General features: G+C 50.3%; 23 protein-coding genes. 18 read left to right on the top strand and 5 right to left on the bottom strand.

Translation table 11 applies throughout. The features are described 5' to 3' along the window. Positions 1–75: 75 nt before the first annotated feature. The 5 genes from pilQ to pilM are packed head-to-tail and all read right to left on the bottom strand — an operon-like array spanning position 76 to position 5,177. Positions 76–2,208 carry a type IV pilus secretin PilQ gene (pilQ, locus tag O3681_RS08940; protein ID WP_107867825.1) on the bottom strand — a complete coding sequence of 711 codons (2,133 nt, stop codon included), beginning with the start codon at positions 2,206–2,208 and terminating at the stop codon, positions 76–78. Between the two features lie 20 nt (positions 2,209–2,228). Next, positions 2,229–2,771 (bottom strand): pilus assembly protein PilP, encoded by a 543-nt coding sequence (locus O3681_RS08935; RefSeq protein WP_107769130.1) that lies wholly within the window; start codon positions 2,769–2,771, stop codon positions 2,229–2,231. Positions 2,772–2,786: 15 nt separating this feature from the next. After that, a complete protein-coding gene (locus O3681_RS08930; protein ID WP_314592587.1) occupies positions 2,787–3,458 on the bottom strand; it encodes a type 4a pilus biogenesis protein PilO in 672 nt (223 codons plus the stop codon). Then, positions 3,458–4,081, bottom strand: a complete 624-nt coding sequence (locus O3681_RS08925) for a PilN domain-containing protein (RefSeq protein ID WP_107724035.1) — start codon at positions 4,079–4,081, stop codon at positions 3,458–3,460. Before O3681_RS08925 ends, O3681_RS08930 begins: the two co-directional genes overlap by 1 nt. Positions 4,082–4,085: 4 nt before the next feature. Further along, complete coding sequence (gene pilM, locus O3681_RS08920; RefSeq protein WP_199903875.1) at positions 4,086–5,177, bottom strand: type IV pilus assembly protein PilM; 1,092 nt, start codon at positions 5,175–5,177, stop codon at positions 4,086–4,088. Between the two features lie 152 nt (positions 5,178–5,329). Here pilM and O3681_RS08915 point away from each other — a divergent pair, with 152 nt between their 5' ends. From O3681_RS08915 to O3681_RS08830, 18 genes are all read left to right on the top strand, one after another. Then, positions 5,330–7,726, top strand: coding sequence for a penicillin-binding protein 1A (locus tag O3681_RS08915; protein WP_107724033.1), 2,397 nt, complete (start codon positions 5,330–5,332; stop codon positions 7,724–7,726). A gap of 60 nt (positions 7,727–7,786) precedes the next feature. Further along, the gene (locus tag O3681_RS08910; protein WP_150540630.1) at positions 7,787–8,623 is read left to right on the top strand and encodes a PHP domain-containing protein; all 837 of its coding nucleotides are present in this window, start codon (positions 7,787–7,789) and stop codon (positions 8,621–8,623) included. A gap of 135 nt (positions 8,624–8,758) precedes the next feature. Continuing rightward, positions 8,759–9,601 (top strand): class II glutamine amidotransferase, encoded by an 843-nt coding sequence (locus O3681_RS08905; RefSeq protein ID WP_070460457.1) that lies wholly within the window; start codon positions 8,759–8,761, stop codon positions 9,599–9,601. 199 nt (positions 9,602–9,800) lie between these two features. Beyond that, complete coding sequence (gene nrdR, locus O3681_RS08900) at positions 9,801–10,253, top strand: transcriptional regulator NrdR (RefSeq protein ID WP_371459779.1); 453 nt, start codon at positions 9,801–9,803, stop codon at positions 10,251–10,253. Between the two features lie 14 nt (positions 10,254–10,267). Further along, positions 10,268–11,371, top strand: a complete 1,104-nt coding sequence (gene ribD / locus O3681_RS08895) for a bifunctional diaminohydroxyphosphoribosylaminopyrimidine deaminase/5-amino-6-(5-phosphoribosylamino)uracil reductase RibD (RefSeq protein ID WP_371459877.1) — start codon at positions 10,268–10,270, stop codon at positions 11,369–11,371. A gap of 574 nt (positions 11,372–11,945) precedes the next feature. Further along, on the top strand, positions 11,946–13,253 hold the full coding sequence (locus tag O3681_RS08890) for a nucleotide sugar dehydrogenase (protein ID WP_004520865.1): 1,308 nt from the start codon (positions 11,946–11,948) through the stop codon (positions 13,251–13,253). Positions 13,254–13,421: 168 nt separating this feature from the next. Then, complete coding sequence (locus O3681_RS08885) at positions 13,422–14,849, top strand: oligosaccharide flippase family protein (RefSeq protein WP_107724029.1); 1,428 nt, start codon at positions 13,422–13,424, stop codon at positions 14,847–14,849. A gap of 42 nt (positions 14,850–14,891) precedes the next feature. Further along, positions 14,892–16,202, top strand: a complete 1,311-nt coding sequence (locus O3681_RS08880; RefSeq protein ID WP_150537188.1) for an O-antigen ligase — start codon at positions 14,892–14,894, stop codon at positions 16,200–16,202. After that, the gene (locus tag O3681_RS08875) at positions 16,199–17,269 is read left to right on the top strand and encodes a glycosyltransferase family 4 protein (protein ID WP_254347044.1); all 1,071 of its coding nucleotides are present in this window, start codon (positions 16,199–16,201) and stop codon (positions 17,267–17,269) included. The genes O3681_RS08880 and O3681_RS08875 overlap by 4 nt, the downstream gene beginning before the upstream one ends. Before the next feature lie 13 nt (positions 17,270–17,282). Next, positions 17,283–18,455 (top strand): glycosyltransferase, encoded by a 1,173-nt coding sequence (locus O3681_RS08870; protein WP_371459778.1) that lies wholly within the window; start codon positions 17,283–17,285, stop codon positions 18,453–18,455. After that, positions 18,448–19,065, top strand: a complete 618-nt coding sequence (locus tag O3681_RS08865) for a sugar transferase (protein WP_371459777.1) — start codon at positions 18,448–18,450, stop codon at positions 19,063–19,065. Before O3681_RS08870 ends, O3681_RS08865 begins: the two co-directional genes overlap by 8 nt. Then, the gene (locus O3681_RS08860) at positions 19,052–20,026 is read left to right on the top strand and encodes an ATP-grasp domain-containing protein (protein ID WP_371459776.1); all 975 of its coding nucleotides are present in this window, start codon (positions 19,052–19,054) and stop codon (positions 20,024–20,026) included. Before O3681_RS08865 ends, O3681_RS08860 begins: the two co-directional genes overlap by 14 nt. Further along, entirely contained in the window at positions 20,019–20,711 is a 693-nt protein-coding gene (locus O3681_RS08855) for an HAD family hydrolase (RefSeq protein WP_371459775.1), read from the top strand. Before O3681_RS08860 ends, O3681_RS08855 begins: the two co-directional genes overlap by 8 nt. Before the next feature lie 13 nt (positions 20,712–20,724). Then, the gene (locus O3681_RS08850; RefSeq protein WP_070814986.1) at positions 20,725–21,504 is read left to right on the top strand and encodes a methionyl-tRNA formyltransferase; all 780 of its coding nucleotides are present in this window, start codon (positions 20,725–20,727) and stop codon (positions 21,502–21,504) included. Continuing rightward, positions 21,497–22,672: a DegT/DnrJ/EryC1/StrS family aminotransferase gene (locus O3681_RS08845; RefSeq protein ID WP_371459774.1), complete on the top strand. Its 1,176-nt coding sequence runs from the start codon at positions 21,497–21,499 to the stop codon at positions 22,670–22,672. Before O3681_RS08850 ends, O3681_RS08845 begins: the two co-directional genes overlap by 8 nt. A gap of 108 nt (positions 22,673–22,780) precedes the next feature. Further along, positions 22,781–24,682, top strand: a complete 1,902-nt coding sequence (locus tag O3681_RS08840) for a nucleoside-diphosphate sugar epimerase/dehydratase (RefSeq protein WP_308881672.1) — start codon at positions 22,781–22,783, stop codon at positions 24,680–24,682. A gap of 43 nt (positions 24,683–24,725) precedes the next feature. Continuing rightward, complete coding sequence (locus O3681_RS08835) at positions 24,726–25,853, top strand: polysaccharide export protein (protein WP_308881671.1); 1,128 nt, start codon at positions 24,726–24,728, stop codon at positions 25,851–25,853. A 170-nt stretch (positions 25,854–26,023) separates the two neighbouring features. After that, a complete protein-coding gene (locus tag O3681_RS08830) occupies positions 26,024–26,473 on the top strand; it encodes a low molecular weight protein-tyrosine-phosphatase (protein ID WP_107724022.1) in 450 nt (149 codons plus the stop codon). The last annotated feature ends 8 nt before the right edge of the window (positions 26,474–26,481 follow it).

The raw sequence follows: 26,481 nt of genomic DNA, 5'->3' as shown, positions 1-26,481 counted from the left end.
GCCTTTTCATCTCAGGCCGTCTGAAAACCAAAACAGGCATACCTTTGCAGATATGCCTGTTTGTCATTTTAGAGATTAGTAACGCAGATTGTTACCCACATTGTCCATAATGCGCGGTGTGATGAAGATCAACAGCTCACGGCGGTTTTCACGTTTGCCGCGTGATTTGAACAGATTGCCGACAACAGGGATATCGCCCAAAACAGGTACTTTGTTCACTGCATTGGTGCTTTCTTCTTCGTAAATACCGCCGACAATCAGCGTACCGCCATCTTCAACCATGGCTTGGGTATTCAAGTGTTTGGTGTTGATACACTTGGTTGTCAGAGAATCCACGGTACAGTCGATCGGGGTATCGCGATTAATCTTCACAGTCATGATGATTTGACCGTCAGGCGTAATGTTCGGCGTTACGGTCAAGCCCAAAACGGCTTTCTTGAAGGTAATCGAAGTCGCACCGCTGGAAGAAGCCTCTTGATAAGGAATTTCCGTACCGGATTCAATTTTGGCTTCTTTGCGGTCTTGTGTCAGCACACGCGGATTGGAAATGGTTTTGCTCTTACCTTGTTCTTCAGACGCGCTGATTTCCAAGCCCAATGCGCCGGACGAGAACGCACGCACCAGCGCAATACTGTTGACTGCGGCTGCGGTCGGCAGGCTGACGTTTGGATCCAAAGTCCATGTGCGGTAGCCTACGTCACCACGGTTAAACGAAGCATTGGTATTGTAGTTGGTTTGTGCATTGCTCCAGTTGCTGCCCCATGCGTTACGGCCACTTGCACCACCGGAACCGAATTTAACGCCCAAATTACGGAAGAAGGTATCTTCTGCTTCCACAATACGCGCTTCCACCATTACTTGACGGGTCGGAACATCCAATTCATCAATCAGTTTGCGGAATTTCTCAATCACGCCGCGGTTATCGGTCACGATCAGCGTATTGGTGGCCGGATCAATTAAGGCGCTGCCTCGGTTGCTCAACAGAGTATTGCGGGTATTGGAATTATTGCTGTCATATTCTTCCAGACGCAGAATTTTGCGGAATTCTTCCACGTTTTTGTATTTCAACTGGAAGGTTTGAGAATACAGCGGGCCCAATTCGGCAATCTCTTTTTCCGCCTGTAAGAAGGCTTTGTCTTTTGCCAACAATTCATCGCGAGGTGCGATATTGATGATGTTGCCTTGACGGCGCATATCCAAATTGCGCGCCTGCATAACCAAATCCAGAGCCTGATCCCAAGGTACATCTTTCAGGGATAAAGTCATGGTGCCTTTGACGGTATCGCTGGCAACAATATTCACACCGGATTCTTTTGCCAAAATCTGCAAGATGGTACGAACTTCTACATCTTGGAAATCCAAAGAAATTTTACGGCCTTTGAACGATTTGTTCGCATTGTGGTTCAAGCCGCCGGATTCGGTATTGGCGGCTTTAGGCGATACTTCAAATACAAAACGGCCGGAAGAAGCTTTGGTATTGATGTCCCAATTCGCATTATTGTTGCGGATAATGAGCTGGGTAGAATTGCCGATACGTTTGAGCGTAACGTTTTGTACAGGCGTATTGAAGTCAGCCACATCCAAACTGCGTTGCGCTTGTGTCGGCAGCGTATGGTTTTTCAATGTCACAACCACACGGTCACGCTGCTGTTTGATATCCGGCTGTCCGCTGAAACCCGGGGCAGACAATTCAATAATGCCGGAATTGCGTGCGCCTTTGCGGAAATCGATATTGGCGGCCGAAACGGCTTGATAAGCCTGAGTAGCGCGCGCGGTAGACGGCGTAGCCGCACGTTCATTTGCAACGGCTGCATTGGTTTGGTCAGTAGATTCGTTTACAAACACCCAAACTTCGTTGCCGCGAATCTCAGTATTGTATTGGCTGATTTTGTTCAAACCCAAAACCACGCGTGCGCGGTCATTGTTTTGTGCCGCAGTAATTTGATTCAGCAATGGGTCTGCATATTCCAAAACAGGCTGAGGCAAACGGATATTAGTGTTGGCAAAATCCAATGCGATACGCGCCGGAGTAGATGTTACAAAACCATGAGGTGTAGTGACGTCTTTGTCGAAACGGATTTTGATGATTTTTTGGTTGTCAGGCAAAGTGGAAACGTTGATATCGGTAATATTGCCTGCAAAGGCCGTCTGAACAGCGAGGGCAACGCTGAAGCCGGCAAATAATTTTGTCATGTGCTTGGTTTTCATAATCGAGTGAGACCCCTAAATTAATTTGAATTCGAACTATCTGAGCTATTGGAAGAATCCGCCTCTTTACTGCTCAATGGCAATTCGGCCTTCCGGTACACCCAGTTGCCGTAGCTGTCCTCAACTTGCTCGGTCAAGATAATTTTATCTTCGGTAATACTTTGGATTCTGCCGTAATTCTGACCGATGTAGTTTCCGGGATAAACGGTATAAACATGGTCGTTGACCTTAATAAATCCGGAAACTTTGCCGCTGCTTTGCAGCGTTCCGACAAAGGCCATGTTTTCCAAACTGAAGGCTTCCAATGTTTCTTTCGGACGGTTCACATCCGGCGCATTGCCTCCTTTAGGGGCAGTGTCCAAACGGCGTGAATCAAACGCATTCATGCCTTTAAAATTCGGCGGGCTATACGGCTTAGGCAATGTAACCGTCGGCTCTTCAAACGGAATAATCTTGGATTTTGCTTCCTGACGGGTTTGTGTCATCCATTGAGTCAAATCTTCATAGCTTTGCGTACAGGCTGCCAAGGGAAGAAGACTTAAGAGTAAGATGATTTTTTTCATGATTTCCCTATTCTTTTATTTTTGCTCATTCTCGGCAGATTTGCCTTCTTCTTGTGCCTGTTGCGCAGCCAATTCGGCAGCAATCTCTTCGGCCGGACGGGCTTTGTAAGTCGTCGCAATCGCGCTCAATGTCAACTCGCCTTTATTGCCTTTGCCTTCTTTGTCCTCACCTGCGTTCACGAGTTTTAAAGAATCTAACGTAATAATGCGAGACAAATCGCCTACATCACGGGTAAATTGACTGATCTGAGAGTATTTGCCTGTGATGGAAATCTGATACGGCAGTTTTTGAATTGGACCATCGTTTTCAGGTTGGAGCGGTGCAACGCTGTCCAAACGCAACCCGTTGGTTGAACCTGCCTGATGCAGCTCTTGAATCAGGTTCGGAATTTCCGCGTCGGTCGGCAGTTGTTTCAACAAAACATCAAATGCAGAGCGGATCGAAGCCAATTCAGCCTTTAGATTGTTCAAGCTTGCCGCCTGAATGCTTTTACGCGTAAAGGTTTCCTTCAGCTCTTCCTCTTTAGCTTCCTGCGTATTCAGGGTTTCAATCTGATCTTTAAATACGCCGACATAGCCCAAAGCCAACATACCGACAATCAATAAACCTGCCAGCAAAAGTTTTGAAGGCATATTGAGCAGGTACAGGTTTTGTACGTCCAATTGTTTCAGGTTTTTAGATGCCATTATTGAGCCTCCGGAGCAGGTTCTGCCACAGGTTCGGCCATTTCACCGCTGCTTTGGGCAGTCGGTGCAGGAGCCGGCGTATTCACTTGGTTGATTGAAGATTTCAAAGTAAATTCTTGGTAGTTATCTACTTTTTTAATACTCAACAATTCAGGCTGCAAGAAAATACCTGTACTCGGCAGGGAGCGCATCATAACGGCAATTTTATTGTCGCTGATGGCATGACCGCTGATTTTATAGCTGGTCGGGCTTTCGGCTTCCAACGCGGTCAAATAAGTATTATCGGGCGTAAGCGCATTCAAAGAATCAAGGATATAAGCCGCTTGATAGCGTTTTTCCTGCAACTCTTCAACTTTCAGCTTCTTGGCCAAGAAGGCTTCTTTTTCTTGCTGAAGTTTATCGATTTCGCCTAATTCTCTATCAAGTCTGTCGATTTCGGTTTGCAGGAAGTTGTTGCGGCCTTCTTGATTGCGGATGGCGCTGTCAATACCAAGATAGGTAGCGGCTGCCAAGCCCAAACCCACTGCAAAAGCACCAAGCATCAATATTTTGAATTGCTGCTGCTTGCGCTGTTTAATCTCTTCCCGATACGGAAGAAGGTTGATTCTGGTTAATTCGATCATGTTCTCAAAGTCCCCTTAATGCCAATCCGAACGCCAAGGTCAGTGACGGCGCATCAATTTGAAGCTGCGGCAATTCTACTTTTGCACTGCGTTCCACATATGAAATCGGATGCAGATATTCTGTTGCCGTATTGGTTTGCGAGAAAATGCTTTCTGCCAAACCTGCCTGCTGTGCGGTAAAGCCTGTCAGCAGGATGTGTTTGATATTGGCGAAAGAATCAGTGGCCTGCGTGGTATAGTAAAATTGCAAAACACGCTGAACTTCTTGCGCAACCTGTACATTAAAACGGTCGGCAATCTGAGACTGGTAGTCGGAAGGCTTGTTTTGAGAAGCCATCATTTGCGCGGCTTTTTCTTCCGTCACCTGATAAGTCCGCTGAATCAGCTGATTGAGCTGCTCTGTGCTGACCGGCGTTTCTTGTTTGTAAAGAATACGGCCGTTTTGCAGAATCAAGGCATACATTTGCGTCGCATGAATGCCGAACACGGCAACTTTTTCCTCTGCCATTTCGGGAGCATGCGTATTTATCCAATGAACAAAGGCATTGCGTTGCGCCAGCAAGTCTAAATCCAAAGCGGACAAAGGCAAGCCCGCATTCTCAAACATTTCAATGCGCGGCTCGACATCGTCTTTTTTGGCAGCAACAGCTAAAACATGCTGGCCTGAACCGACTTCTTCGGCTTGAAAGTCGTAGTTCATTTCTTCAATAGGCGCAAATTGGCCGACTTCCGCTTCGACAAACTCTTCCAAGTCCAAATCGGTATCACGCGGGTTGTAAATAATTTGCTCGACTGTCGCCAAGTTTTGTGGCACGGCTGCAACAATATTTTTGCAAGAACTGCGTAATTGTGCGTAAGTATGCTGGATGTAGGTAGCAAGCTGATCGTAGTCTTGAATTTTGTTGCCTTTGACAATATTTTTAGGCAATTTGGTAATAACGTATTTTTCCAGCTGAATTTGGTTTAAACTACGGCCTGTCAGTTGTACCATCTTAATGGCATGTTGGCTGATATCGACACCGATGGCAGAGCGGTTGTTCAATCCACTAGAAGCCTTGCCTGTTTTGGTATCTTTCGTGCTTTTAAATAAGCGCATGATTTGACTTCCCTGTATCATTTAGGAGTGAGTAACTGTTTCGTTATCCGTAAAGGACTTCTTATTCTTTGCACAGTATTGACTGTGGCTGATAGAAATCGTTTCCCATTTTACTTTATTTATCGCCATTAATGGCAAATTATTACTTAGTCATGATTAAAAAGATTATAACGACCTGCCTGGGTCTCTTATTGGGACTGGCTCTTTTCGGCGTGGGGCTGATTGCAATTGCAATTTTGGTCACCTATCCGAAACTGCCGTCTTTGGACACTTTACAACACTACAAACCCAAAATGCCGCTGACGATTTATTCTTCAGACGGCCAAGTGATTGGCGTTTACGGCGAGCAACGGCGTGAATTCACCAAAATCGGTGACTTTCCCAAAGTTTTGAAAAATGCCGTGATTGCCGCCGAAGACAAACGCTTCTACGACCACTGGGGCGTGGACGTTTGGGGTGTGGCGCGCGCCGCGATCGGCAACGTCATGGCCGGCGGCGTCCAATCCGGTGCCAGTACGATTACGCAACAGGTTGCTAAAAACTTCTACCTGAGCAGCGAGCGTTCGTTCACCCGTAAATTCAACGAAGCCCTGTTGGCCTACAAAATCGAGCAGTCTTTGAGCAAAGACAAGATTTTGGAGCTGTACTTCAACCAAATCTATTTGGGTCAACGCGCTTATGGTTTTGCATCTGCAGCCCAAATTTATTTCAACAAAAATGTTAACGAGTTAACATTGGCCGAAGCCGCCATGTTGGCCGGCTTGCCCAAAGCCCCTTCCGCCTACAATCCGATTGTAAATCCTGAACGCGCCAAACTGCGTCAGGCTTATATTCTGAATAATATGCTGGAAGAAGGCATGATTACCCTGCAGCAACGCGATCAGGCTTTGAAAGAAGAGTTGCATTACGAGCGTTTTGTACAAAACATCGATCAAAGCGCCCTGTACGTTGCCGAAATGGTGCGTCAAGAGCTGTTTGAGAAATACGGCGAAGATGCCTACACGCAAGGCTTCAAGGTATACACCACCGTCGACACCGCACACCAGCGCGTGGCCACCGAAGCCCTGCGTAAAGTCCTGCGTAATTTTGACCGCGGCAGCAGCTACCGCGGTGCAGAAAACTACATTGACCTGAGCAAAAGCGACAACGTAGAAGAAACTGTCAGCCAATACCTTTCTACGCTTTACACCGTCGATAAAATGATTCCGGCAGTTGTATTGGAAGCCTCCCGTAAAGGTGTACAGATTCAGTTGCCGAGCGGCCGTAAAGTGACGCTGAACAGCCACGCTTTAGGCTTTGCCGCCCGTGCCGTCAACAACGAAAAAATGGGCGAAGACCGCATCCGCCGCGGATCCGTCATCCGCGTTAAAGGCAGCGGCGATACCTTTACCGTCGTTCAAGAGCCTTTGCTGCAAGGCGCATTGGTGTCTTTAGATGCGAAAACCGGTGCAGTCCGCGCATTGGTCGGCGGCTACGACTACCACAGCAAAACCTTCAACCGCGCAACTCAAGCCATGCGCCAACCCGGCTCGACGTTCAAACCGTTCGTTTATTCCGCCGCTTTGGCAAAAGGCATGACTGCTTCCACCATGATTAACGATGCGCCGATTTCCCTGCCGGGCAAAGGTGCAAACGGTAAAGCGTGGAACCCAAAAAATTCAGACGGCCGCTATTCCGGTTACATCACGCTGCGCCAGGCTTTGACCGCTTCGAAAAACATGGTATCCATCCGCATCCTGATGTCTATCGGTATCGGTTACGCGCAACAATACATCCAACGCTTCGGCTTCAAGCCGTCTGAAATTCCTGCCAGCCTGTCTATGGCTTTGGGTACAGGCGAAACCACGCCGTTGCGTATTGCAGAAGGTTACAGCGTCTTTGCCAACGGCGGTTACAAAGTATCTGCCCACGTCATCGACAAAATCTACGACAGCCAAGGCCGTCTGAGAGCGCAAATGCAGCCTTTGGTAGCCGGTGAGAACGCGCCTCAGGCCATTGACCCGCGCAACGCCTACATCATGTACAAAATCATGCAAGACGTTGTCCGTGTCGGTACCGCACGCGGTGCAGCCGCACTCGGCCGCGCCGACATCGCCGGTAAAACCGGTACCACCAACGACAACAAAGACGCATGGTTTGTCGGCTTCAACCCTAGCGTTGTGACTGCCGTCTATATCGGCTTTGACAAACCGCGCAGCATGGGTCGTGCAGGTTACGGTGGTACAATCGCCGTACCGGTATGGGTAGAATACATGCGCTTTGCCCTGAAAGGCACCAGCGTCAAACCGATGAAAGCCCCTGAGGGCGTGGTTTCGAACGGTGGCGAAGTGTATATGCGCGAACGCATGACCACCAGCTCCGACCTGGCCTTGGACAACAGCGGCGTTGCGCCGCGCCCCACTCAACCTGCCCGTCGCGCGGTTCCGAATGAAAACCGCCGCCGCACCGAGAGTGGCAATGCGCCAGCCCGTGAAGAATTAGACGAAACCCCAGTTCTGCCAAGCAATACCGGCAACAATAACAAACAACAACTGGACTCTCTGTTCTAACAAATCAAGGCCGTCTGAAACGTTCAGACGGCCTTTTTTGAGAAAATTCAAAGCAAAACCATGATTGATTTACACTGCCATTCGACCGTTTCAGACGGCATGCTCTCCCCAACCGAAGTCGTCCGACTCGCCCGTCAAAACGGTTGCACCCTGCTCGCCCTGACCGACCACGACCACACCGGCGGACTGGCCGAAGCTCGCGCCGAAGCCAATACCCTCGGCCTCTCCTTCATCAACGGCGTAGAAATATCCGTCACTTGGCGCGGCCGCACCATCCACGTTGTCGGCTTGGACTTTGACGAACACAACGAAACCCTGCAAAACCTTCTTGCTAAAGTCCGCAAAGGCCGTCTGAAACGATTGGAAGCCATCGCGGCCAAACTGGAGAAAAAAGGCATAACAGGCGCGTATGAAGGTGCGCTGGCATTAGCCGCCAACAAAGAAATGGCCAGCCGCACCCACATTGCTGAATTCCTCATCCGCGCAGGCCATGTTAAAAACAAACAGCAGGCATTTACCAAATACCTGGGCGACGGCAAATCCTGTTCCGTCAGACACGAATGGGCCACACTGGAAGACTGCGTAGCCGCGATTACAGGCGCGGGCGGCATGGCCATTATCGCCCACCCGATGCGCTATGAATTATCCGCCACCGCCAAACGAAACCTGTTTCAAGAATTTAAAAACCTTGGCGGCGCAGGAATTGAAGTGCACAGTGGCAACTGCTGTAAAAACGACCGCCTCAACTATGCCCTGCTTGCCGACCGCTTCGACTTTCTCGCCAGCGCAGGCAGCGACTTCCACCGCCTCAACGACTTCAGCGGCGGCATACTCGGCACCTGCCCCGACTTACCCGAACAATGCCGCCCGGTCTGGGAACACTTTAAGGCCGTCTGAATTTTTGACAGCAATTTTTCAGACGGCCCGCCAAGTATGAGATAGTTATAAACATATCACACTCTACATATTGAAACTGCCTGCCCGATACACCATAATAACCCTATAAATACCCCAAAAATAAAGGTTAACACCATGTGCCAACTGCTCGGCATGAATTGCAACACGCCCACAGACATCATGTTTTCTTTTGAAGGCTTCCGCCGTCGCGGCGGCATTACTGACCACCACGCCGACGGCTTCGGTATCGGCTTTTTCGAAGGCAAAGGCGTGCGCTTGTTTCATGACGACAAACCCAGCGCCAACTCGCCCGTTGCCGACTTGGTGCGCGCCTACCAAATCAAATCTGAAAACGTTATCGCCCATATCCGCAAGGCCTCACAAGGCCAGACCTCATTGGCGAACACTCATCCCTTCATGCGCGAAATGTGGGGCGAATATTGGCTGTTTGCCCACAACGGCCATTTGATTGATTTTTACCCCGAGCAGGGCGAGTACTACCATGCCGTCGGCACGACCGATTCCGAACGCGCGTTCTGCTTTATTCTCAACCGCCTGCGCAGCCGTTTTGCCACCAAGCCCGAACCTGAAGTTTTGTTTGATGCCATCGCCGGCCTGACCCATGAAATCCGCCGCTATGGCTTGTTTAATTTCGTGATGTCCAACGGCGACTGCCTGTTTGCCCACGCCAGCACCTTACTGCACTACATCGTGCGCAAAGCCCCGTTTGGTAAAGCGCGTTTGCTGGACGATGATGTCATGGTCGATTTTTCAGAAGTGACCACCCCGAACGATAAAGTTTCCGTCATCGCCACCCTGCCCCTGACGCGAGATGAAACCTGGTCGCAATTGGCAGTCAATGAATTGGTGATGTTTCAAGACGGCGACATTGTCCTCAGCGACCGCCCCGACAATCCGGTTTACATGAGCGCGGAAGAAGGTTTGGAAATCGCCCGTGCCGTCGGCGTATCGGTTTGACGTTTGATTGGCTGAAAAACTCAAGGCCGTCTGAAAGGCTCAACTTCGCTCAAGTTGCCCTTTCAGACGGCCTTTTTATACTTAATCCATAGACAAAGCCTTTACTATACGAAAATAACGCAATCCGCTACAATAATAGTTCACAAACAATAAATTCAATTGCTTAGCGACCTTGCCGAGCGTATGACAAGGAAACCCGATGAAGTGCCCGTTTTGCCAACACCCCAACACACAAGTAACCGACTCGCGATGGCTAGAAGACACCAACAGCATCCGTCGCCGTCGCAAATGCTTGGAATGCGGACAACGCTTCAGCACTTTTGAAACCGTTGAAATGCGGATGCCGCAAGTCATCAAATCCAACGGCACACGGGTTCCCTTCAATCCGCACAAACTGCAGACCAGCCTTGAGCGCGCGCTGCACAAACGTCCTGTCATACAAGAACAAATCGATGAAACCGTTGCCCTGATCGAGCAGCGCCTCTACCGTTTGGGCAAAAAAGAAGTCGCTTCGCACATCGTTGGCGAAATGGCGATGGAGGAACTGGCAAAAATCGACCAAGTTGCTTATGTCCGCTTCGCGTCCGTCTATAAAAGCTTTAAAGACGTTTCCGAATTCACCCAAGTCATCGCCGAATGCAAAGCCAAATAAGGCCGTCTGAAACCATGTTTTCCGCACTTGATACCCAAATGATGCAAACCGCCCTCGAGCTGGCCAAGCTTGGGCGGTTTTCTACTTCCCCCAATCCCCGCGTCGGTTGCGTAATTGCACACGGCGCACAAATCGTCGGACAAGGTTTCCACGTCAAAGCAGGCGAGCCGCACGCTGAAGTTCACGCATTAAGGCAGGCCGGAGCTACGGCAAAAGGTGCAACAGCCTATGTCACGCTGGAACCTTGCAGCCATTACGGCCGCACACCGCCATGCGCCGAAGCGCTGGTTCATTCCGGCGTAACGCGCGTGGTCGCCGCCATGACCGACCCTAACCCGTTGGTCGCAGGCAAAGGCTTGTCTATGCTGGAAGCCGCCGGAATCCGTACCGAAAGCGGTTTGTTGGAAGCTCAGGCGCGCGAGCTCAACCGCGGTTTCCTGTCGCGTATCGAACGCGGCAGACCATTTGTCCGCCTCAAATGCGCCGCCAGTTTGGACGGCAAAACCGCCCTTTCAGACGGCCGCAGCTTTTGGATTACCGGCGAAGCAGCGCGCGAAGACGTACAAATTCTCCGTGCCGAAAGTTGCGCCGTTTTGACCGGTATCGGTACCGTGCTTGCCGACAACCCGAAACTCAACGTCCGCAGCTTTCCCACCCTACGCCAACCTGCGCGTATCGTCTTGGACAGCCGGCTGCAAATCCCTTTGGACTGCCACCTCGTGACCGATACCGAAAGCCCGACCGTTATCGTTACCCTTTCCTCAGACGAACAACGTTTGCAGGCGCTGGGTAAATTTGAACATATCCGCATTATCAGGCCGTCTGAACACATCAACGGCCGCATCAATCTTCTTTCACTCATGCCGCAACTGGCAGAACTTGGCTTTGGCGAAGTTCTGGTAGAAGCCGGCTCAACACTTGCTTCAGCCTTCCTGAAGGATGACTTGGTGGATGAAATCGTCCTCTACCAAGCACCGAAACTGTTAGGCGCAGGCAAACCTCTTTTCTCCCTCCCTGAAAATCCGGCCGCCCTACTTTCAGACGGCCCTTGGCAAAGTCAATCGGTAGAAATCATCAGGCAGGACATTAAATGGGTTCTCCGGAAAAAATCCGTCTAATTGCCTCAACTTAATAATCAAACCACTTTTAATAGGACATATCTATCATTTACATAGCAATAAATGTAATTTTTTCGTCAATATATTATAATGACTTTAGCGTATTCCAATTTAAAACTTTGACTTAAGTTAACTATCCTCAAGCCGATTGTCGACAAATTTTCCTTTTTTTCATCACGAAATAATGGATTATTAAGATAAGTTAAGCCACGAAAATTTATTAAAAATTTTTATTCTAGAAGGGTTTTAAACGGCATAAACGGTAGTTTCATTTCATGAATCATACATTTGACAAAACAATATCTAAAATCAAAACATGTGGTTGAATGTAATTTCTAAAAATTAAGTATTCAAAAATACCGTTTCCATACCATAGAGACCGTCTGAACGACCGTTAAACTTTTTTGATTGAGACGAATCAGATAAGTGCTTATGATTTTGTCTAATGCAATTATAAGTATGGTTTTAAGGCTTCACACGATACAGCAGCCGGCTATGGCTATGCGGTTGCAGCAAACAACTCAGGCATCGGGCAAACACTCCCGATTTACTCATTCATTAAACGAAAGACATCATGAAAAACATTACGATACAAAAATTTGCCGATAAGACCGCAAAAATCGGCATCGTTGGCTTAGGCTACGTCGGTTTACCACTGATGTTGCGCTATGTGGACATCGGTTACCAAGTTTTGGGTTTCGACATTGACACCAACAAAGTCGACAAGCTCAATAAAGGCGAAAGCTACATCGAGCATATCCCTTCCGACAAAATTGCCGCTGCTTCCAACAGCCTGTTTGAAGCAACGACCGACTTCTCCCGCATCGGCGAAGTAGAAGCCGTCATTTTGTGCGTACCGACTCCGCTGAACAAATACCGCGAGCCGGACATGAGCTTTGTGATCGACACTACCGATGCGGTAAAACCTTACCTGCGCGCCGGTCAAGTGCTGTCTTTGGAATCCACCACCTACCCCGGTACTACCGAAGAAGAATTGCTGCCACGCATGGAAGAAGGCGGCTTGAAAGTCGGTCAAGACGTATTCTTGGTTTACTCTCCTGAGCGTGAAGACCCGGGCAACCCTAACTTTGAAACCCGTACCATTCCAAAAGTCATCGGCGGCCATACCCCAGCGTGTTTGGAAGTCGGCCTTGCGCTGTACCAACCTGCCATCGATAAAGTTGTTCCAGTAAGCTCCACCAAAGCTGCCGAGCTGACCAAACTTCTGGAAAACATCCACCGCGCCGTAAACATCGGCTTGGTGAACGAGATGAAAATCGTTGCCGACAAAATGGGCATCGACATTCACGAAGTCATCAATGCCGCTGCAACTAAACCGTTCGGCTTCGTTGCTTATTATCCAGGCCCTGGATTGGGCGGCCACTGTATCCCTATCGACCCGTTCTACCTGACTTGGAAAGCACGAGAATACGGTGTAAACACCCGTTTCATCGAGCTGGCTGGCGAAGTGAACTCCCACATGCCCGACTACGTTATCGAAAAAGTCGGCCTGGCTTTGAATGACCACAACCGTTCTATCAAAGACAGCAAAATCTTGGTATTGGGTATCGCCTACAAGAAAAACGTGGACGATATGCGTGAAAGCCCGTCTGTGGAAGTGATGGACCGCCTGCACAAACTGGGCGCAGTGGTTTCCTACTCTGACCCGCACGTTCCAGAGTTCCCACATATCCCCGGCCACCACTACTTCGACCTGAAGAGCGAAGCGCTGACCCCTGAAACTGTCGCTCAATACGACTGCGTGGTTCTGACCACCGATCACGACAAATTCGACTATGACATGATCACCGAACATGCCAAGCTGATTGTCGATACTCGCGGCAAATTCCCAGTGAAAAATCCTAAAGTCATCAAAGCATAATCTTGCTTCAGACGCATCCGGCTGCCACCGGTTTCCCCGACCGGGACGGCGGCCGGTTTCCCAAGGCCATTTGTTTTTCAGACGGCCTTGGCAAACCGGCAACGGTAACAACGCATCTCTTACGAAAAACGCTCAGCTCGAACTTCTGGCCGTCTGAAAACAAATAATATGAACGCGAAAAAAATCCTCGGCTACGCATTGGGCCCGATAGGAAGCGCCGCTTTCGGCCTGCTTTCCCTGCCGCTCATCTCATGGTACTTCCCTGCGGAAGACATCGGCCGTATCGTACTCTTGCAGACCATTGCCGGACTGAGCATTCTGCTCTTGGGCTTGGGGCTGGACCAATCCTATATTCGCGACTATTACGCCGTTAAAGACAAGGCCGCGCTGTTCAAATCCGTTTTTTTATCGCCATTGATTCTGACGGTGGCGGTTGTGGTTTTAGTGTTGCTGATAAACGCATCATGGCCGTCTGAAATCATTTTCGACATCCCCAGTGCGAATTTGGGGATTCTCTTCCTGATTTTCTTAGCCACCACGCTGATTATCCGTTTTTTAGCCTTGATTTTGCGGATGAAAGAGCAGGCATTGGCTTTTTCCGTCAGCCAGCTTGCGCCGAAATTCTTGATTTTGGTGTTGGTTTTTGCCGTGATTGCTTCCGGCTTGCCTGCCAATACTACTTCGCTGGTTTTTGCCTACACCGCAGCCCAAGTGCTGACTGTTTTACTGTTGATCTATCAACTGCGCCGAGATCTGCAAGCCGTTTCCCATGCGAAATGGTCGTCCGAGCTGCATCGGGACGGCCTGCGCTACGGCCTGCCGCTGGCATTCGGCAACTTGGCCTATTGGGGCCTGACTTCGATTGACCGCTTTGTCCTCAAAAACATCTCTGGCTTGGACGAGTTGGGCATTTATTCGATGGCGGTCAGCTTTGGCGCCGTCGCCTTGATTTTCCAAAGCGTGTTCTCCACCATTTGGGCGCCTTTGGTGTTCAAATGGGTAGAAGAAAAAAACAATCTGGACAAAATCGGCGACATCACGCTTTCCATGACCGTCCTCATCAGCGCAATGATTTGCCTCATCGGGATTTTCTCGCCGATGGCGACCTGGATACTGCCGGAAAAATACACGCAGGTTCAATTTATCCTGCTCTCGTGTATGCTCTTCCCCCTGTTTTACACGCTGACCGAAGTCAGCGGCATCGGTTTGAACGTCGTCCGCTCGACTTGGCTGATTACTGTCATCAACATCGTTGCCTTTATCGCCAATACCGCCCTACTCTATCTGTTGGTACCGAAATTTGGTGCAAAAGGTGCAGCTATGGCCAGCGCAACGGCTTTTTGGCTGTTTTTCATCTTGAAAACCGAATTCTCTTCACGCCTGTGGCAGCCTTTGCCGCGCCTGAAGATTTATACCAACTCAACGCTCTGCCTGATAATCTGCCTTGCCTACACTTGGCTGGGTACACGCGACAACTATATTTGGTTTGCGCTGGCATGGGCAGTCGGACTGGGTTTCCTGTTCCTAAAATACAAACACGCACTATTTGCCGCGACCGAAAAAATCAAAGCCAAATTAAACCGTTCGGCAAAATAGCCAACCTGAGATTCACGTCTCTACGATAACAACAGAACGACTATGAAAATAAAACGTCTGAACTTATACACTTACATCCTATACATCATGCTCGCAGCCTATATGCTGGGGCCCGCGCTGTCCTTTAAGGTCGGCGTACCGCGTATTGATAACCCGCTGACCCTGATATTTGTACTGCTTGGTTTTGTCGTATTTTTTCTGGAAAGCAAGCATATTCCGCGCAAGATTTTTGCCATGCTCTGCGCCCTGACTGCCATGTGCATCTGGCCTGCCATCCACATGGGCATTACGTCGCTGACGCCGACGCAGTACATGGATATTTTGTTTTTTATGGCGGTTCCGGCTTTCTTCTACTTGTTTTACCAAGTATTGAAGCGCGCCGACGACCCTTTGGGAACGATTCAGAAGTTCCTTGTCGTATTTACGCTGTTTATCGCCGTGCCACCGTTTGCAGAGCTGGCCACCGGTATTCAGTTTGTGAGTGCCAGCGATGAATTGGCCATTGACGAAGGCTCGCTCAAAGGCTTGTTCTTTAACCCAAACAACCTTGCCGCCACCGCAGTCTGCCTTGCGCCTGCCATTTTGTTTTTCTTCCAACTCCAAGGACGGAAACACAAAGAAAAACTGCTGGGCTGGGGCTTGTTCCTGCTGTTGGGCATGGCCATTTTTGCCAGCGTATCGCGTACCGCCATCGGCTGTTACCTGTTGATTTTGCTGGTTTATACGGCCTATCGCAAAAACGGTTTTATTACGGTCGGCGTCGCTGGTTTACTGGCGTTGGTGTTGTCGATGATTCCGTCACGAGCGATTGCGGAATTTTTGCTGTCGCTCAACGGCAACCAGTTTTTGGAACGCTTTTCCAGCCGCGTGTACCTCTTCCTGTACGACTTAGGCAGCGACAACTCCGTGTCCTACCGTCAGGAGATTTACAACTACTTCTGGAATAATCCGCCCCTGCTGCTGACCGGCTACGGTCCTAAAAACTTCCGCGAATATTTCGGCGGCCATTTGAGCGGCAGCTTGGGCTTTGAAAACCCGCACAGCTTCATCATCGAGCTATATCTGGGTTTCGGCATGATTTCCTTACTCGGCTTTATTGCCTTTGTAGCGTGTTATTTCCTCTACACCGCCTCAAACCGCGCAGTAACCGGCAAATCGCGCGTTTTGGCTTGGGTTGCCTTGGGCATTTTCCTGCTGGCCGGTTTTATTCCGTCCACCATTTTGCGTATGCCGTTTATCTGGCTGCCCTGCCTGCTGATTTTTATTTACAGCGTATTTGTTGCGCCCAAGCTGAAAGATATGGCCGCTTACGCATACAATGAAACACTATACGATACGAAGAAACCATCATGAAAATCATCCTGACTACTTCCATGTCCGGCCTCGGTGGCACTGAAAACGCCACTTTCCGCCTCGGCCGCCTGCTCAAACAACGCGGACACGATATCGTATTGGCCTCTTCAGACGGCCCTTTGATTCAGGAAGCGCAAGCATTGGGCATCCGTTGGCAGCCGATTGATTTTTACCAAGGCGGATTATTGGGTTACGTCAAAGGCATGTTTGCCTATATGAAACTGCTGAAAAAAGAGAAACCTGATGTGATTCACTGCCAAATGGCGCGTATCGTTCCGGCCTGCGCCATTGCGGCCAAGTTTGCCTCGCCGAAAACCAAAGTGTTCTACCACGCGCGCGGCCTTGATCCGGAAACTTATCCGAAAATTGCCAAGCTTTTCGATAAGCTGGGCGTGTACATCATCGGCAACTGCAAACACGAACGCGAAAAACTCATCCGTTACGGTTTCCCTGCCAACCGCATCACCTACACTTACAACGCCCTGCACAAAGCAGATTTCGTTCCTGAAAAAACGGTCAAAGACTATGTCCAACTGGGCACGCTTTCCCGTTTGGACACCGTCCGCGCCGTGCATCTGATGTTGGATATTTTGAAGAAAATGGTTGACCGCGGTATGCCTGTACGCCTCAACGTTGCAGGTATCGGCGAAGAAATGGACAACCTCAAAGCCCAAGCCAAACGTTTGGGCATTGAAGACAAAGTCACCTTCCTCGGCGGTGTCCGCGACTTGACCGGCTACTTCAAAGAAGTCGATATTTTGGTGAACACGCCGCATTGCGTAGGCGACCACGGCGCAGGTGTCGGCAACAATATTTTGGAAGCCGGCCTTTACGACACGCCTGTCGTGACCTACAACATGGCGGGCATTTCCGAAATGGTCATCACCGGCCAAACCGGCTACTGCATTCCTTTCGGCGATGACGAAGCGTTTATCGAAGCCGTCGATACACTCATCAAGCATCCAGAGTTGCGCAGTCAAATGGGCAAAGCCCTGCACAAACATGTCGAAACCTTATGCTCCGACGACGAAATCTACCGCACCACCATGGCTGCGTACGAAATGTAAGGCCGTCTGAAACATGAACATTACCATCGTCGCCCCTTATTGCTCGCTGCCTTCCGAGCCGCATTTCAACCGCTTCTGGTATCTTGCCGAGCTGTTGTCGCAGTCGCATGACGTGTTGCTGATTACCAGCAACTTCAAGCACTACGACAAATCTTTCAGACGGCCCGAAGATGCCGAGGCCGCCTCACAAGGCCGTCTGAAAGTCATGCTGTTGGAAGAAAGCGGATACAGCAAAAACGTGTCTTTGGGACGCGTGACCAGCCATCACCGCTTTGTCAAACATTTTGAAAAATGGTTGGAAAACTGCCGTCCGGGCGAACAAGACGTCGTCTTTTCCGCCTATCCGCTGATTGCCACCAACCTGCTGTTGGGCAAACACAAAACGCGTTTGGGCTACAAACTGATTGTCGATGTGCAGGATGTATGGCCGGAGTCTTTCTCCTCGGTCGTACCGTTTTTGAAAAAAGTACCGCACAACCTGCTGCCCTTTGCTTCACGCGCCAACCAAGCCTACCGCTACGCCGATGCGCTGGTTGCCGTATCGCAGACTTATCTCGACCGCGCCAAAGAAGCCAATCCGAACGTACCCGGCGAAGTCGTCTATATCGGCGCTGATTTTCCCAAACTCGATGCCGCGCCTGCTAAAGATTTTGGCGACGACAAAACCCGCTTTTTCTACTTGGGCACGCTCAGTTACAGCTATGACGTGGAAACCGTGTGCAAAGGCGTTCGCAAACTGTTGGATGCCGGTGAAAACGTCGAATTGCACATCATGGGCGGTGGCCCCGATTTGGAGAGGCTCAAACAATATGCCTGCGACGGCATCAAGTTCTACGGCTACATTCCTTACGCCGAAATGATGTCGGTCGCCAAAGGCTGCGACATTTCCGTCAACGCCATCCACTCTTACGCCATGCAGTCGATTACCAACAAACTGTCCGACTATATGGCTTTGCAAAAACCGATTCTGAACAGCCAGGTCAACGACGAAGTTGCCAAAGTCCTTACCCTGCTGCCGCATGCGAACTACCGTTCCGGCGATGTGGACGGTTTCGTTCAAGCCGCCAAAGATATTCTGAAGCGCAAAAACGATCCTGTTCAGTCCGAAGAAATCGTCCGCCGCTTCAAACGCGACGTTGCCTATCAAAAAATCGTCAACCTGATTGAAAGATTAGCTCATGAATAAATTTTTCAAACGCCTGTTTGACATTGTTGCCTCCGCTTCGGGGCTGATTATCCTGTCGCCTGTGTTTTTGATTTTGGTGTACCTCATCCGCAAAAACTTAGGCTCGCCTGTGTTCTTCATCCAAGAGCGGCCGGGCAAGGATGGCAAGCCGTTTAAAATGATTAAATTCCGCTCCATGTGCGATGCAATCGATAAAGACGGCAACCCGCTACCGGACAGCGAACGCCTGACCGATTTCGGCAAAAAATTACGTGCTACCAGTTTGGACGAACTTCCTGAATTATGGAATGTCTTAAAAGGCGAGATGAGTCTAGTTGGCCCTCGTCCGCTGCTGATGCACTACCTGCCGTTGTACAACGACTTCCAAAACCGCCGCCACGAAATGAAACCGGGCGTGACCGGTTGGGCGCAAGTCAATGGCCGCAACGCCATTTCATGGGATGAAAAATTCGCCCACGATGTTTGGTACATCGACAACTTCAGCTTTTGGCTGGATATCAAAATTTTGTTCCTGACGGTTAAAAAAGTCTTCGTCAAAGAAGGCATCTCGGCCGAAGGAGAAGCCACCATGCCTTATTTCACGGGTAATAAAACTGATGAAAAAAAATAACATACTGATTCTGTCGGCAGGTCGCCGCGTCGAATTGGTGCAGGACTTCCAAACCGAAGCCGCACGTTTTTCAGACGGCATCGGCGTTTTTGCCACTGACCTCAACCCCCACATGTCTTCTGCCTGCCATGTTGCCGACCGCGCTTTCAGCGTGCCACGCATCGATGCAGCCGAATACATTGACAGCATTTTCGAGCTGGCCAAACAACACAACATCGGTCTGATTGTGCCAACCATCGATACCGAGCTGCTCAAACTGGCCGAAGCACGTGACCGTTTTGAAGCTGAAGGAATACATATTGTCATTTCCGATGTAAAACTGATTACCCTGTGCCGCGACAAGCGCCTGACCGCAGGCCTGTTTGCACAATACGGCATCCGTTCGCCTGAAATTTACGAACGTGACCGCTTGGTTTTCCCGTGTTTTGCCAAGCCTTATGACGGCAGCCGAGCCATCGGTGCGAAAAAAATCAACACACCGGCTGATTTGACTGTCGACATTACCGAAGACCCGAAAATGATGTTCGCCCAATATATCGATATTGAAAATGCTTTTTCCGAGTTTACCGTCGATATGTATTACGACCGTCAAGGCCGTCTGAAATGCGCCATTCCTCGCGAACGTTTGGAAGTGCGCACCGGCGAAGTCAGCAAAGGCGCAACCCGACGCAATGCCCTGTATGAAGAGCTGGTTGAAAAAATGGCCGTATTGGAAGGCGCACGCGGCTGCATTACCGCGCAATTCTTCGTCAGCAAAACCGACAATACGACCTACGGTGTGGAAATCAACCCGCGTTTCGGCGGCGGTTTCCCGCTGACTTACGCCGCAGGCGGCAACTATCCGGGCTGGCTGATTCAAGAATATATCGGCGACCAAGACGTCCCGTTCTCCGACGTCTGGGAAAACAATTTAATCATGCTTCGTTACGATGCTAAGGTTTTGGTAAGAGAACATGATTAAGCCGGAAGAATCCGTCATCGTCTTCGATCTTGACGATACGCTTTACTCTGAGTACGACTACAAATGCTCCGGAATACAGGCAGTTGTAGGAATCATTACGTCGCTTTACCCTCAATACGATGCTGACGTACTAAATGAAATTGCAGACAATAAAAGTAAAGACTGGCTCGACAATTTGTGTCATCATTGCAAATTAAACGAACTAGAGAAACAATCACTTTTGTGGCAATATCGACTACATAGGCCTGTTATCCGACCCTATGTCGAACCGTCTTTTTTACGGAAGCTGATGCGCCCTTTTGCCGCACGCGCCCTGATTACAGACGGCCGCAGCCTGACACAGCGTTTGAAAATACAGGCCTTGGGTTTGACCGATTTGTTTGACGACATTTTGATTTCGGAAGCCACGCAATCGGAAAAACCCGACGATAAGCGTTTTGTCTTCCTGCAAAACAAATATCCGGCTGCAAAACGTTTCATCTACATCGGCGACAACATCAAAAAAGATTTTGTCGCACCCAACAAACTGGGTTGGCTCTCCATAGGCATCATGCCTAAGCCGCACAATATTCATCAAGCCGAGCCCGAGCAATACGGTCGTGAATACCAGCCCACCCTTTGGATAAACACCCTGGAAGAATTGACTACACTGACAACTTCCGCCACCGAAAAAGCAAATGCATAAGGGACATTTCTCCATGAAAATCTTATTTATGGGTCGTAAACAGGTTTCCGCCAACCTGCTTCGTTTTTTGACCAAACAAGACCATATCGAAATCGTCGGTGTCTTGACCGACAGCCATCTGCAAGGCTCGCCGACCACGGCTGCTGCGCAGGAATTGGGCTTGCCCCTGTACACCTTCGATACGGCTTTGGAAGCAATGCGAGAAGGCCGTCTGAAATACGATTTGGGCTTGTCCGTCCTTTACTGGCGCAAGCTGCGTGATGAATTCCTGAGCATTCCGACTTTAGGCACGATCAACTTCCACCCTGCGCTGTTGCCCGAATACAAAGGCACAGGCGGCTACAATCTGGCCATCATGGACGAGCTGAACGAATGGGGCAATACCGCCCACTACGTCGATGCTTCCATCGATACCGGCGAAATTATTGAAGTGGACCGTTTCCCTATTGACGCTGAAACAGAAACCGCCCAATCGCTCGAACGCAAAACCATGCAGGCATTGGAAGATTTCGCACGACGCATCATCACCCGCGCCATCGAGTCGAAAACCAAATTGCCAACCACGCCAAACATCGGTGGCCGCTACGTCAGCCGTGACGAGATGGAAGCCATGAAGCAAATCCGCGACGGCGACAATATCGAGAAGAAAATCCGCGCCTTCTGGTTCCCTCCTTACGACGGCGCATACGTCGAAATCAACGGTCAGAAATACACCCTGATCAACCGCCAACTGCTGGAAGAAATCGCCCCCAAAGGCTCAACCAGTCTTTTTGCAGGAAAAACAAATGCTTAATACATCACTCTCCCCATGGCCAAGCTTTACTCAAGAAGAAGCCGATGCCGTTTCCAAAGTCCTGCTGTCCAACAAAGTCAACTACTGGACAGGTACGGAATGTCGCGAATTTGAAAAAGAATTTGCTGCTTTTGTCGGTACGCAATACGCCGTCGCCCTTTCCAACGGTACGTTGGCTTTGGACGTAGCCCTCAAAGCAATGGGCATCGGCCAAGGCGATGATGTGATTGTCACTTCGCGCACTTTCTTGGCTTCCGCATCCTGTATCGTGACCGCCGGTGCAAATCCGGTTTTCGCCGATGTCGATTTAAACAGCCAAAACATCAGCGCCGAAACCATCAAAGCCGCTTTGACGCCAAACACAAAAGCCATCATCGTGGTTCACCTTGCCGGTATGCCTGCCGAAATGGACGACATCATGGCTTTGGCCAAAGAACATAACTTGTGGGTTATCGAAGACTGCGCCCAAGCGCACGGTGCGAAATACAAAGGCAAATCCGTCGGCTCTATCGGCCACATCGGCGCTTGGTCGTTCTGCCAAGACAAAATCATGACCACCGGCGGCGAAGGCGGCATGGTAACCACCAACGACAAAGAGCTGTGGAGCAAAATGTGGTCGTACAAAGACCACGGCAAAAGCTATGACGCCGTGTACAACCGCGAACACGCACCAGGTTTCCGCTGGCTGCACGAAAGCTTCGGTACCAACTGGCGCATGTTGGAAATGCAGGCGGTCATCGGCCGCATCCAGCTCAAACGCATGCCCAAATGGACGGCGCGCCGCCAAGAAAACGCCGCCAAACTGGCTGAAAGCTTGGGCAAATTCGCCAGCATCCGTTTGGTCGAAGTGGCCGACTACATCGAACACGCGCAATACAAGTTCTACGTTTTCGTCAAACCCAAACACCTGAAAGACGGCTGGACGCGCGACCGCATCGTCAGCGAACTGAACGCGCGCAAAGTCCCCTGCTATCAAGGCAGCTGCTCCGAAGTGTATTTGGAAAAAGCCTTCGACAACACGCCTTGGCGTCCGAAAGAGCGTTTGAAAAACGCTGTCGAGTTGGGCGACACCAGCCTGATGTTCTTGGTGCACCCAACCCTGACCGATGAAGAAATTGCGTTCTGCAAAGAAAACATCGAAGCCGTATTGACTGAAGCCACGGCATAATCATTTTCAGACGGCCTGCAACTTCAGGCCGTCTGAAAAAATAAAACAGCCTGCTTCAAACAATCCGTACCAAGCCACATTACAACACTCAGACACAAGAAATATAAAATGAACTTGGAAACCCTGCTGGCTCTGCCGCGCAATCTAAAAAAAACCTTCTTCGTCATCCACGATATCTTGATGATATTCGTGGCGTTTTGGTTTGCCCAAAGCCTCAAAGTGCAATATTCCGACGAATGGTTGAGTATCGCCAACTGGCTGGCTTTCGGCAGCACCGCGTTGCTGACCATCATCCTTTTCATCCGTATCGGCCTCTACCGCGCCGTTACGCGCTTCGTCAGCATCCGCGTCCTGACCGCCGCCGCATTCGGCAGCATCATTTCAGCGGTCTTGTTCTGCCTGACCACCCTGATTTTTGAACAAAAACTACACCTTGCCCTGCCCATCGTCTATTTCTTGGTCTTGGTGGTCGGCGTTACCAGCTCGCGCATGATCCTGCGTGCGATTCTGACCGATCATCACCGCAAACAGATGACCCCCGTCATCATCTACGGTGCAGGCCAATCCGGCCGCCAGTTGTTGGAAGCCATCAAACAGGTTAACGAATACTCGGCCATCGCCTTTGTCGATGACAACCCGAAAATCCAACGTACCGTCATCTATGACCTTGCCGTCTACAACCCCAACGAAATCCCGATGCTGATCAGCCGCTACGGCGTCCGCAAAATTCTGCTAGCGATTCCAAGTTCTACGCCGGAAGAACGCAAAGACATCATCCGCCGCCTCGAAGCATACAAATGCGAAGTCCTGACCATTCCGGGCATGAAAGATTTGGTCGACGGCAAAATCAACGTCAGCTCATTGAAAAAAATCTCTGTGGTCGATTTGCTCGGCCGCGCCCCTGTGGCACCGCGCCCTGAATTGATGAGTGCCGACATCAGCGACAAAGTCGTGATGGTGACCGGCGCAGGCGGCTCTATCGGCTCCGAACTTTGCCGTCAGATTCTCAACTGCCGTCCGACCAAACTGCTGTTGTTTGAATTATCCGAATTTGCCCTGTACAGCATAGACAAAGAATTGCGCGAAACCCAAGCAGCGCAAGGCAGTCAAGTCGAAGTCGTACCGCTTTTGGGCTCGGTTCAAAACAAAGAACGCCTTAGCAGCATCATGAAGGCCTATCACGTCGACACCGTTTATCATGCTGCGGCCTACAAACACGTCCCTATGGTCGAGTTCAACACCATCGAAGGCATTCAAAACAACGTGTTCGGCACACTCTGCTGCGCACAGGCTGCCGTAGATGCGGGTGTTTCCACCTTTGTTTTGATTTCCACCGACAAAGCCGTCCGTCCGACCAACACCATGGGCGCCAGCAAACGCATGGCCGAACTCTGCCTACAAGCGCTTGCCGCCGAGCCGGAACAAAAAACACGCTTCTGCATGGTACGTTTCGGCAATGTATTGGGTTCGTCCGGCTCCGTTGTCCCAGTATTTGAAAAACAAATTGCCGAAGGCGGCCCGATTACCCTTACCCACCAAGACATTACCCGCTACTTCATGACCATTCCCGAAGCGGCGCAACTGGTTATCCAAGCCGGCGCAATGGGTAAAGGCGGCGACGTATTCGTCCTCGACATGGGCGAATCCGTCAAAATCATCGACCTTGCCCGTCAAATGATTGTCCTCAGCGGCCTCAAGGTCAAAGACGAGCAACACCCGCACGGCGACATCGAAATCAAGATTACCGGCCTGCGCCCGGGCGAGAAACTTTATGAAGAACTGCTCATCGGCGACGAGGTTCAAAAAACCACTCATCCCCGTATTATGACCGCCAGTGAAGTAATGCTTCCATGGACGCAATTATCTGACATACTGTCGGAACTCCAAACCGCTTGTCTCCAAAGCGACCAAAACAGCCTGCGCCAGCTTTTGTTGCGCGCACCGACAGGCTTCGTACCCAAAGACGGTATCTGCGACTTGGTTTGGCAACAAAACAACAAGGCCGTCTGAACATTTTCAGACGGCCCGGACACCATCCCGCAAGGACTACTACATGAAAAAGACGCTCTCCCTGCTTACTCTATTCGCACTGGCTGCCTGCAACAGCACGACTGTCATTCCCGGTTCGACCATCAAAACCCGAACCAAAACCATTGTTTACACCGACAACGACACCGCCGCCGATACCAACCTCGACAGCCGCGTTGCCGTTTACCCCATCACGCCCAACCTGATTGAAAAAATGCGCAAGCCGCCTGTACTTTCCCAAAACAACCAAGGTTTGGAGCAAAGCAAAAGCGCTTACCGCTACCGCATCGGCAGCGGCGACGTCCTCAATATCATGGTTTGGGCGCACTCCGACCTCAACTCCCCTATCCAGCAAAGCAATCCGCAAACCAACCAAGTCAGCCGCGGTGCCTGGGTGGATGAGGGCGGTTACATCACTTACCCGTTGGCAGGCAAAATCCAAGCCAAAGGCAAAACTTTGGACGAATTGCAAAATACCCTGACCAGCCTTCTGAAACGCTACATCAAAAACCCTCAAGTAGCCATCAACGTTACCGAATTCCGTTCGCAACGCATTTCAGTATCCGGTGCCATCAACCAAGCAGGTCAACTGCCGATCACCAATATTCCGATGACCATTTTGGATGCCATCAACCAAGCAGGCGGCGTTACCCAAAGCGCCGACACCCAACACATCAAATGGACGCACAATGGCGTCGACCGCACCATTTCCCTACAAGACATGCTGCAATACGGCGATATGTCGCAAAACCATCTCCTCAGCCATGGCGACATCGTTTACGTTCCTAACAGCAGCAACAACAAAATCTACATCATGGGTGAAGTCGGCAAACAAGCCACCCTGCCGATCGGCAACCACGGTCTCAACCTGACCCAAGCGCTTGGCGAAGTGGGCGGCATGAACCAAGCCTATGCGGATGCAACCGGTGTATTCGTGATCCGCCGCGTACCTGAAGATGCGGCCAAACCTATCCACATCTACCAGCTCAACCTGAAAGATGCGACCTCTTACGCACTGGGCAGCGAATTCAAACTGCGTTCGGAAGACACCGTTTACGTTACCGCCGCCCCGGTTACCCGCTGGAACCGCGTAATGTCACAAATTACAAACTCCATCAGCAACGTCAACACCCTCGACAATACGTTTAAATAAGCAGTGATTCCTGCTGTCAGACCCTTGTTTGACAGCAGGATACAAAATCACGCACAATCCGACCAAATTACATAAACGGCATATAAAAGCCGTACACACCGCACAAACGGAAAAGCAGTACCTTATAGTCTGACTCACGCTTTTTTCAGACCATAAACCGAAACAATATCATGTACCACAACATACTCATCGTCTGCCTAGGCAACATCTGCCGCTCCCCCACCGCAGAGCGGATCATGCAGAAAAAACTACCCGGCCGCCGCATCAGCAGCGCCGGCATAAAAGCACTGGCAGGTAAGGATGCCGATTTCCAAGCCATCAAAACCGCACTCAAACACGGCGTTATCGTTGCAGGCCATACGGCACGCCAACTGACCGCCCCAATGTGCGAACAGGCCGATTTGATTCTCGTCATGGAGCCCTGTCAAATCGACATGGTGGCCGACATCCATCCGCCGGCACGCAGCAAAACCATGCTGTTTGCCCAATGGTTGCCTAAAAAAACCGTACCTGACCCATACAAACAAAGCAGTGAAATGTTTGAAGCCGTTTTTGAACAGCTCAATACTGCCGCAGACACTTGGAAAACCAAACTACACGGAAAAACTCAACCGGTATAAAACCGGCA

The organism is Neisseria sp. 27098_8_158, from assembly GCF_041433145.1.
Lineage (GTDB): Bacteria > Pseudomonadota > Gammaproteobacteria > Burkholderiales > Neisseriaceae > Neisseria > Neisseria subflava_E.
The sequence above is the reverse complement of the archived record's forward strand: the minus strand, read 5'-3'. Positions and strand labels throughout refer to the sequence as shown.

Excerpts from the sequence above, each read along its gene's own strand:
- O3681_RS08880 (WP_150537188.1), top strand. The coding sequence starts at position 14,892 with ATGAAAATAAAACGTCTGAACTTATACACTTACATCCTATACATCATG.
- pilM (WP_199903875.1), bottom strand. The coding sequence starts at position 5,177 with ATGCGCTTATTTAAAAGCACGAAAGATACCAAAACAGGCAAGGCTTCT.
- O3681_RS08915 (WP_107724033.1), top strand. The coding sequence starts at position 5,330 with ATGATTAAAAAGATTATAACGACCTGCCTGGGTCTCTTATTGGGACTG.
- O3681_RS08830 (WP_107724022.1), top strand. The coding sequence starts at position 26,024 with ATGTACCACAACATACTCATCGTCTGCCTAGGCAACATCTGCCGCTCC.
- O3681_RS08850 (WP_070814986.1), top strand. The coding sequence starts at position 20,725 with ATGAAAATCTTATTTATGGGTCGTAAACAGGTTTCCGCCAACCTGCTT.
- ribD (WP_371459877.1), top strand. The coding sequence starts at position 10,268 with ATGTTTTCCGCACTTGATACCCAAATGATGCAAACCGCCCTCGAGCTG.
- O3681_RS08835 (WP_308881671.1), top strand. The coding sequence starts at position 24,726 with ATGAAAAAGACGCTCTCCCTGCTTACTCTATTCGCACTGGCTGCCTGC.
- O3681_RS08870 (WP_371459778.1), top strand. The coding sequence starts at position 17,283 with ATGAACATTACCATCGTCGCCCCTTATTGCTCGCTGCCTTCCGAGCCG.
- O3681_RS08840 (WP_308881672.1), top strand. The coding sequence starts at position 22,781 with ATGAACTTGGAAACCCTGCTGGCTCTGCCGCGCAATCTAAAAAAAACC.
- pilQ (WP_107867825.1), bottom strand. The coding sequence starts at position 2,208 with ATGAAAACCAAGCACATGACAAAATTATTTGCCGGCTTCAGCGTTGCC.
- O3681_RS08875 (WP_254347044.1), top strand. The coding sequence starts at position 16,199 with ATGAAAATCATCCTGACTACTTCCATGTCCGGCCTCGGTGGCACTGAA.
- O3681_RS08860 (WP_371459776.1), top strand. The coding sequence starts at position 19,052 with ATGAAAAAAAATAACATACTGATTCTGTCGGCAGGTCGCCGCGTCGAA.
- O3681_RS08890 (WP_004520865.1), top strand. The coding sequence starts at position 11,946 with ATGAAAAACATTACGATACAAAAATTTGCCGATAAGACCGCAAAAATC.
- O3681_RS08935 (WP_107769130.1), bottom strand. The coding sequence starts at position 2,771 with ATGAAAAAAATCATCTTACTCTTAAGTCTTCTTCCCTTGGCAGCCTGT.
- nrdR (WP_371459779.1), top strand. The coding sequence starts at position 9,801 with ATGAAGTGCCCGTTTTGCCAACACCCCAACACACAAGTAACCGACTCG.
- O3681_RS08885 (WP_107724029.1), top strand. The coding sequence starts at position 13,422 with ATGAACGCGAAAAAAATCCTCGGCTACGCATTGGGCCCGATAGGAAGC.
- O3681_RS08925 (WP_107724035.1), bottom strand. The coding sequence starts at position 4,081 with ATGATCGAATTAACCAGAATCAACCTTCTTCCGTATCGGGAAGAGATT.
- O3681_RS08855 (WP_371459775.1), top strand. The coding sequence starts at position 20,019 with ATGATTAAGCCGGAAGAATCCGTCATCGTCTTCGATCTTGACGATACG.
- O3681_RS08930 (WP_314592587.1), bottom strand. The coding sequence starts at position 3,458 with ATGGCATCTAAAAACCTGAAACAATTGGACGTACAAAACCTGTACCTG.
- O3681_RS08910 (WP_150540630.1), top strand. The coding sequence starts at position 7,787 with ATGATTGATTTACACTGCCATTCGACCGTTTCAGACGGCATGCTCTCC.
- O3681_RS08905 (WP_070460457.1), top strand. The coding sequence starts at position 8,759 with ATGTGCCAACTGCTCGGCATGAATTGCAACACGCCCACAGACATCATG.
- O3681_RS08845 (WP_371459774.1), top strand. The coding sequence starts at position 21,497 with ATGCTTAATACATCACTCTCCCCATGGCCAAGCTTTACTCAAGAAGAA.
- O3681_RS08865 (WP_371459777.1), top strand. The coding sequence starts at position 18,448 with ATGAATAAATTTTTCAAACGCCTGTTTGACATTGTTGCCTCCGCTTCG.